We start from the raw sequence: 7,734 nt of genomic DNA, 5'->3' as shown, positions 1-7,734 counted from the left end.
AGTGTTGCACTTGACTTGACAATGTGCCAATCTGTTTTCAGCCGCGACATGTGCGTGGCTGAAAACACTGCTCAGGCTGCAAGTGTGGGTTTTGTCCACTTCCCGCGGACAAAACCTGCATGCGGCAGACTGTAACTTACTCGAAAAAGTGGCGGAGCCACTTTTTCGACAGTCTCCGCTTTTACGCGAATATGGTCTGAATGAGGAACATATACAGGATGGTGCCGCCGAAAATGCTCAGCAGGTTGTTGTGCTTCCACAGGTGGAGGATCACCACCGCCCCCACCGACACCAGCTGGGGTACCCATCCCCCTACGGCCAGGAAGGACAGGTCCTTCAGACAGTAGATGATGAGCATGGCGATGATGGCGGGGGGGAGCACCCGCCCCAGGTAGAGCACCAGCTTGGGGGGCGCGGAGCCCCGGTCAAAGAGCAGAAAGGGCAGCGCCCGGGTGAGAAAGGTGACGGCGGCCATGACGGCGATGGCGGCAATGGCTCCGGCGGTGGTCAACATGGCGCTCCCTCCTTTTCCTCCAGCCTGTCCCGCTGGGCCAGCAGCAGCGCCACGATCACCGCCAAAGAGACGATAAGCATCTGCTGCTGTCCGAAAAGCTGCCCCAGCACCAGCAGAAAGAGAATGGTGACGCCCCCGCCGATCAGGGCGGGCAGGTGCTTTGGATAGCCCTTCCACTGATCCACGGCGATGACCACGAACAGGGCGGTCATGGCAAAGTCGATGCCCTCGGTGCTGATGGGGAGCACCGCCCCCGCCACCGCGCCGATCACAGAACCCAGGATCCAGTAGCTCTGGTCCAGCAGGGCGATGGCGAAGTAGAAGCTGCGTGCGTCCACCCCCACCGGTGCCTGAGCGGAGGAGAGCAGAGCATAAGTCTCGTCGGTGAGGGAAAAGATCATATAGAATTTCCGCCAGCCCATGCCCCGAAACTTTTCCAGCATGGACAGGCCGTACACCAGGTGGCGGAAGTTGATCAGCAGGGTCATCACCGCCACGGTACCCAGGCCGGCGGCGGTGGAGAGCAGGCTCACCCCCAGATACTGCCCCGAGCCGGCGTAGATGGTGAGGGACATGAAAAAGGCCCAGATGAAGTTATATCCGATGGCCTGGAGCATAAAGCCGAAGGCCATGCCGATGGCCAGGTAGCCCATCAGCACCGGCACCGTCACCGGGAAGGCGGCGGCCAGGGCTTTGCGGTTCATTGGCGGTCACTTCCTTATCCTATGGCTGGTGTTTCATTTTACACACTTTAGCTTGGAAAAGCAATAGCGGCGGAACAATTTTGTCCGCCTGCCCAGAGCGCATTGTATTTTCCTGAAAAATCTGTATAATACTCAATAACTGACAGGAGGCGCGAGACCATGGACAAACTGCTATTTTTATATAACCTCCACGCTGGGAAGGGGATGCTGAGGGGCAAGCTGGCCCCCATTCTGGACGAGCTGACCCGGGACTGGGACGTGACGGTTCACCCCACCCGGGGTCCCGGTGACGCCGCGGAGACCGCCCGGACCCGAGCGGGGGAGTTTCAGCGGATGGTGTGCTCCGGCGGGGACGGCACCCTCCACGAGGTGGTGAACGGCCTGATGGCCCTGCCCCCGGAGGCGCGGCCGGTGGTGGGGTATATCCCGGCAGGTACCACCAACGACTTTGCCAAGAACCTGCGCCTGCCCGGCACCCTGGGGGAGGCGGCGGCGGTGGCGGCGGCCGGCCTGCCCCGGCCGGTGGACATCGGCTCCTTCAACGACAAGAGCTTCCTCTACATCGCCGCCTTTGGGGCCTTTACCGATGTGGCCTACAACACCCCCCAGCAGGCCAAAAGCATGCTGGGACACCTGGCCTACGTGCTGGAGGGAGCCACCCGGCTGGGTTCCATCCAGGCCTACCCCATGGAGGTGGAGCACGACGGAGGGGTGGTGAAGGACAGCTTCTGCTACGGTATGGTGTCCAACACCATTTCGGTGGGGGGCTTCAAGGGGACCCCCGCCCAGCCGGTGGCCCTGGACGACGGGCTGTTTGAGGTGGCCCTGGTACGCCAGCCCCAGAATCCCCTCCAGCTGCAGGGCGTCCTGAAGGCCCTGTCCAACATGGCCCCCGACGAGGGGGGGCTGGTCACCTGCTTCCGCACCAGCCGGCTGAAGCTCACCGCCCGGGAGGCCATTGACTGGACCCTGGACGGGGAGTTCGGCGGCCGGTGCCGGGAGGCGGAGATCGTCAACCACCGTCAGGCGGTGACCATTGTATACGGGGAGTGACGGGACCCGTAGGCCCCCCATCCAAACCCGATCCACACAAAGGAAAGAGACGAACCCATGGACTATCAAGCGGGAACTTACGATATCGCGGTGATCGGCGCAGGCCACGCGGGGATTGAGGCGGCCCTGGCCGCCGCCCGGCTGGGGCTGCGCACTCTGTGCTTCACCGTCAATCTGGACGCGGTGGGCAACATGCCCTGCAACCCTGCCATCGGCGGCACCGGAAAGGGCCATCTGGTGCGGGAGCTGGACGCTCTGGGAGGCGAGATGGCAAAGGCCGCCGACCGGGCCTGTATCCAGTACCGGCTGCTGAACCGGGGGAAGGGTCCGGCGGTGTGGTCCCTGCGCGCCCAGGCCGACCGGCGGCGGTACCAGGAGGTGATGAAGCACACCCTGGAAAAGCAGGAAAACCTGTGGGTGAAGCAGGGAGAGGTCACCCACATTCTGACGGAGGACGGCCGTGTGTCCGCCGTGCGTACCATCTACGGTGCGGTGTACCGGGTAAGGGCAGCGGTAATTGCCACCGGCACCTACCTGGGGGGCCGCACCATTGTAGGGGAGGTGGCCAGGGACTCCGGCCCAGACGGCCTGGCCGCCGCCAATTCTCTCACCGCCTGCCTGGAGGGGCTGGGCCTGTCCCTCCGCCGCTTCAAAACCGGCACGCCCCCCCGGGTCAACGCCCGCAGCGTGGATTTTTCCAAAATGGAGCTCCAGCCGGGGGACGAGCAGGTGCTGCCCTTCTCCTTTGAGACCAAGATTCCCCCGGAAAACCGGGCGGTGTGCTGGCTGACCTATACCAACGAGCGCACCCATGAGATTATCCGGGCCAGCCTGGACCGGTCCCCCCTGTACGACGGCACCATCGAGGGGGTGGGACCCAGGTACTGCCCCTCCATTGAGACCAAAATCGTCCGCTTTCCCGACAAGCAGCGCCATCAGCTCTTCGTGGAGCCTATGGGACTGAACACCGAGGAGCTGTACATCCAGGGCCTTTCCTCCTCCCTGCCTGAGCAGGTGCAGGTGGAGATGCTCCACACCATCCCTGGCCTGGAGGGGGCGGAGATGACCCGGCCCGCCTACGCCATCGAGTACGACTGCGTGGACCCCACCGAGCTTCTGCCCACCCTGGAGCACAAAAAGGTCGGGGGTCTGTACGGCGCCGGGCAGTTCAACGGCTCCTCCGGGTATGAGGAGGCCGCCGTCCAGGGTTTTGTGGCGGGGGTGAACGCCGCCCTGAAGCTGCTGGGCCGGGAACCCCTCATCCTGCGGCGGGATCAGGGGTATATCGGGGTGCTCATCGACGATCTGGTGACCAAGGGGACCGACGAACCCTACCGGATGATGACCTCCCGCACCGAATACCGCCTCCTCCACCGGCAGGACAACGCCGATCGGCGGCTGTGCGCCGTGGGCCATGCCATCGGCCTGGTGAGCGGGGCGCGGCTGGCGGAGGTGGAGGCGAAATATGCCGCCGTGGACCGGGAAATCAGACGCCTGGAGCACACCGGCACCAAGGAGGGGCGGCTGTGCGATTTGCTCCGCCGGCCGGAGAACAGCTACGGCTCTCTGGCCGCCGTGGACCCGGCCCGGCCCGCCCTTCCCCCCGAGGTTACCGAGGCGGTGGAGATCGCGGTGAAGTATCAGGGATACATTGACCGGCAGCTGCGGCAGGTGGCGGAGCAGCGAAAGATGGAGGACAGGCCCCTGCCCTCCGACCTGGACTATCTCCACCTGGAGGGGCTGCGGCTGGAGGCGCGGCAGAAGCTGGACGCCATCCGGCCCCTGAACCTGGGTCAGGCCAGCCGTATCTCCGGGGTGAGCCCGGCGGACATTGCCGTACTGCTGGTCTTTTTGGAAAAATAAGGAGCATCTATGAAGCAATCTGTTGTTCTCGGTCTGTCCGGCGGGGTGGATTCCGCCGTGGCGGCCCGGCTGCTGCTGGACCGGGGCTTTGCCGTCACCGGCCTCTACCTGGACATCGGTCTGGGGGGTACCGGGGCGGCCGACGCCGCCAACCTGGCCGGCCGGCTGGGCATCCCCCTGAAAATCGCGGATATCCGGGCCGAGCTGGAGCGGCAGGTGTGCGCCCCCTTCGCCGCCGCCTACCTGGCGGGCCGCACCCCTCTGCCCTGCGCCCTGTGCAACCCCACGGTGAAGTTCCCCGCCCTTTTCTGTCTGGCGGAGGAGATCGGGGCCAGATACGTCTCCACCGGACACTATGCCAATGTGGAAAACGGGGTGCTGAAACAGGGCCGGCCCGCCAACGACCAATCCTATCTGCTGGCCCGGCTTACCAGAGAGCAACTACAGAGAGTCATATTTCCTCTTGCAAATTACGAAAAGCGGGAGGTACGGGCGCTGGCCCGGGAGGCAGGTATCCCGGTGGCGGACAAGCCCGACTCCATGGAGCTCTGCTTCGTCCCCGGCGGGGACTACGCCGCCTGGCTGGAAGAGCACGGCTTTTCCACCCCGGCGGGGAATTTTGTGGACAAGGACGGCAAGGTGCTGGGCCGCCACAAGGGCATCCATCGTTACACCCTGGGCCAGGGGAGGGGATTGGGTATCTCCGGTCCCCACCGGTATTATGTGTCGGCCATCCGGCCGGAGTCAAATGAGGTGGTGCTCTCCGACGGCAGCGATCTGGGCCGGGACGTGGTGCGCGGGATACAGCCCAACTGGATCGCCATAGAGGCCCTGACAGAACCCAGGGAGGTGGCGGTGCGCCTGCGCCACTCCCGCACCCAGCAGGAGGCGCTTCTCTCCCCGGAGGGGGAGGGCATCCGTCTGGACATGAAAACCCCCGCCCGCGCCCCCACGCCGGGCCAGCTGGCGGTGTTTTATCAGGGGGAGACCGTGGTGGGCTCCGCCTGGATCGTGTAGAGAGAAAGGAAGTTTTTCACATGAAAAAGCTGCTGCTGCTCCCCCTGGCTCTGGCCGTTCTGCTCACCGGCTGCGCCGGGCGGGGGGACAAAGAACCGGAGGAGAGCGCCGCCGCCGCCCATCAGGTGGCCCCCCTGACCCTCAGTGAGGAGGAGGGCGCCCTGCTGGATCTGATTGCCGGCACCGACGGGGAGTACGGCCTGTATGCCTGCTCCATGGGGGAGGACTTGACCGGCTGCACCATCGAAGTGCTGTCCTGGTCGGACGGGGCGTGGCAGACCCTGGCGGAAGGGGGCCTGTCTTCCAGCACGTCGGAGGAGCTGCGGCTGGGCATCGTCCTCAGCGGCAGCAAGATTACGGTGAATTTCCAGGACGGCGGCTCCAAATACAGCTACGCTCCCCAGGTGGAGGGCATGGACCGCAGCCTGGAGACCGGCCGGAGCTGGGTGTGGATGGACGCCCCCCAGGAGCTGGTACCCGGCCAGCGGGTCCCCCTCTATCTGGAGGTGTACGACAGCGGCAGCGGCATCCGCTCCGCCGCCCTCCCAGACACCTTCACCGACGCCGGACAGCTCAACAGCTATGACCGGGCCTACGCCGTGGCCCTCACCCCGGCGGGCTGACCGGAGCGCAAGGGACAAGCGAAGGAAATCTTGCAGATTTTTTAACAAAAAATTGGGAATCCCTTGCAATCTCGGACTAAGATGATATAATAGCGACGGCACGTATTTGACACCATTTTTGCGAAGAAAACTAGGAGGAATGTGAAATGGGCAATTCCCATAAGTATGTCTATCTGTTTTCAGAGGGCAACGGCTCCATGCGGGAGCTGCTGGGCGGCAAGGGCGCCAACCTGGCTGAGATGACCAACCTGGGCATGCCGGTGCCTCAGGGCTTTACCGTCACCACCGAAGCCTGTACCCAGTACTACAACGACGGCCGCCAGATTAACGAGGAGATCCAGGCGCAGATCTATGAGTATCTGGGCAAGATGGAGGAGATCTGCGGCAAGAAGTTTGCCGATCCTGAGAACCCCCTCCTGGTTTCCGTCCGCTCCGGCGCCCGGGCCTCCATGCCCGGCATGATGGACACCATCCTGAACCTGGGCCTGAACGACGTGGTGGTGGAGGGCCTGGCCAAGTTCACCAACAACCCCCGCTTCGCCTACGACTCCTACCGCCGGTTCATCCAGATGTTCTCCGACGTGGTCATGGAGCTGTCCAAGAAGCGCTTTGAGGAGATCATCGACGACGTCAAGGCCAAGAAGGGCGTCAAGCAGGACGTGGAGCTGGACACCGACGACATGAAGAACCTGGTGGTCCTGTTCAAGGAGTTCTACAAGAAGGAGAAGGGGGAGGACTTCCCCCAGGATCCCAAGGTGCAGCTGATGGAGGCCGTGAAGGCGGTGTTCCGCTCCTGGGACAACCCCCGCGCCAATGTGTACCGCCGCATGAACGAGATCCCCTACGACTGGGGTACCGCCGTCAATGTGCAGTCCATGGTGTTCGGCAACTCCGGCAACAACTCCGGCACCGGCGTGGCCTTCACCCGCAACCCCGCCACCGGGGAAAAGGCCCTGTTCGGCGAGTATCTGATCAATGCCCAGGGCGAGGACGTGGTGGCCGGCGTGCGCACTCCCTCCCCCATTTCCAAGCTGCATGAGGAGATGCCCCAGGTGTACGAGCAGTTTGCCGACATCGCCAACCGCCTGGAGCAGCACTACAAGGACATGCAGGACATGGAGTTCACCATTGAGAACGGCAAGCTCTACATGCTCCAGACCCGCAACGGCAAGCGCACCGCCGCCGCCGCCCTGAAGGTGGCCGTGGACCTGGTGGACGAGGGCATGATCGACGAGAAGGAGGCCGTGTGCCGCGTGGAGCCCAAGCAGCTGGACGCGCTGCTCCACCCCACCTTCGATCCCGAGGCCCTGAAGAAGGCCCAGGTGGTGGGCAAGGGTCTGGCCGCCTCTCCCGGTGCCGCCTGCGGCCGCGTGGTCTTCACCGCCGAGGACTCCAAGGAGTGGCACGCCCGGGGCGAGAAGGTCATCCTGGTCCGTCTGGAGACCTCTCCCGAGGACATTGAGGGCATGCAGGTCTCCCAGGGCATCCTGACGGTCCGGGGCGGCATGACCTCTCACGCCGCCGTGGTGGCCCGGGGCATGGGTACCTGCTGCGTATCCGGCTGCGGCGACATTGTGGTGGACTATGAGAACAAGAAGTTCTCCCTGGCCGGCAAGGACTATCACGAGGGCGACTGGATTGCCCTGGACGGCTCCACCGGCAACATCTACGGCGAGGCCGTGGCCACCGTGCCTGCCGATCCCGGCTCCGGCTACTTTGGCCGCCTGATGGGCTGGGCCGACAAGTACCGCCAGCTGAAGGTGTACACCAACGCCGACACCCCCAGGGACGCCGCTCAGGGCTACGCCTTCGGCGCTCAGGGCATCGGCCTGTGCCGCACCGAGCACATGTTCTTTGAAGGCGAGCGCATCAAGGCCATGCGTGAGATGATCGTGGCCGACAACACCGAGGACCGCAAGAAGGCCCTGGCCAAGATCATGCCCTATCAGCAGGGCGACTT

The 7,734-nt window shown here is 64.1% G+C and carries 7 protein-coding genes; 5 read left to right on the top strand and 2 right to left on the bottom strand.

Annotated features, from left to right (window positions below):
* Window positions 1–181: 181 nt before the first annotated feature.
* On the bottom strand, window positions 182–514 hold the full coding sequence (locus tag Q0J74_RS09340; RefSeq protein ID WP_297213781.1) for a branched-chain amino acid transporter permease: 333 nt from the start codon (window positions 512–514) through the stop codon (window positions 182–184).
* Window positions 508–1,218, bottom strand: coding sequence for an AzlC family ABC transporter permease (locus tag Q0J74_RS09335; RefSeq protein WP_297213778.1), 711 nt, complete (start codon window positions 1,216–1,218; stop codon window positions 508–510). Before Q0J74_RS09335 ends, Q0J74_RS09340 begins: the two co-directional genes overlap by 7 nt.
* 159 nt (window positions 1,219–1,377) lie before the next feature.
* Here Q0J74_RS09335 and Q0J74_RS09330 point away from each other — a divergent pair, with 159 nt between their 5' ends.
* The 5 genes from Q0J74_RS09330 to ppdK all read left to right on the top strand — a co-directional run.
* The gene (locus tag Q0J74_RS09330; protein WP_297213776.1) at window positions 1,378–2,271 is read left to right on the top strand and encodes a diacylglycerol/lipid kinase family protein; all 894 of its coding nucleotides are present in this window, start codon (window positions 1,378–1,380) and stop codon (window positions 2,269–2,271) included.
* A 57-nt stretch (window positions 2,272–2,328) separates the two neighbouring features.
* Window positions 2,329–4,134, top strand: a complete 1,806-nt coding sequence (mnmG, locus tag Q0J74_RS09325) for a tRNA uridine-5-carboxymethylaminomethyl(34) synthesis enzyme MnmG (RefSeq protein WP_297213773.1) — start codon at window positions 2,329–2,331, stop codon at window positions 4,132–4,134.
* Window positions 4,135–4,143: 9 nt separating this feature from the next.
* Window positions 4,144–5,151, top strand: a complete 1,008-nt coding sequence (gene mnmA / locus Q0J74_RS09320) for a tRNA 2-thiouridine(34) synthase MnmA (RefSeq protein WP_297213770.1) — start codon at window positions 4,144–4,146, stop codon at window positions 5,149–5,151.
* Between the two features lie 20 nt (window positions 5,152–5,171).
* The gene (locus Q0J74_RS09315) at window positions 5,172–5,774 is read left to right on the top strand and encodes a hypothetical protein (RefSeq protein ID WP_297213767.1); all 603 of its coding nucleotides are present in this window, start codon (window positions 5,172–5,174) and stop codon (window positions 5,772–5,774) included.
* 146 nt (window positions 5,775–5,920) lie between these two features.
* The coding region (gene ppdK, locus Q0J74_RS09310; protein WP_297213764.1) for a pyruvate, phosphate dikinase at window positions 5,921–7,734 on the top strand (1,814 nt) is incomplete at its 3' end.

It is taken from the genome of uncultured Flavonifractor sp., from assembly GCF_944387675.1.
Lineage (GTDB): Bacteria > Bacillota > Clostridia > Oscillospirales > Oscillospiraceae > Flavonifractor.
The sequence above is the reverse complement of the archived record's forward strand: the minus strand, read 5'-3'. Positions and strand labels throughout refer to the sequence as shown.

Excerpts from the sequence above, each read along its gene's own strand:
- Q0J74_RS09340 (WP_297213781.1), bottom strand. The coding sequence starts at position 514 with ATGTTGACCACCGCCGGAGCCATTGCCGCCATCGCCGTCATGGCCGCC.
- Q0J74_RS09335 (WP_297213778.1), bottom strand. The coding sequence starts at position 1,218 with ATGAACCGCAAAGCCCTGGCCGCCGCCTTCCCGGTGACGGTGCCGGTG.
- Q0J74_RS09330 (WP_297213776.1), top strand. The coding sequence starts at position 1,378 with ATGGACAAACTGCTATTTTTATATAACCTCCACGCTGGGAAGGGGATG.
- mnmG (WP_297213773.1), top strand. The coding sequence starts at position 2,329 with ATGGACTATCAAGCGGGAACTTACGATATCGCGGTGATCGGCGCAGGC.
- mnmA (WP_297213770.1), top strand. The coding sequence starts at position 4,144 with ATGAAGCAATCTGTTGTTCTCGGTCTGTCCGGCGGGGTGGATTCCGCC.
- Q0J74_RS09315 (WP_297213767.1), top strand. The coding sequence starts at position 5,172 with ATGAAAAAGCTGCTGCTGCTCCCCCTGGCTCTGGCCGTTCTGCTCACC.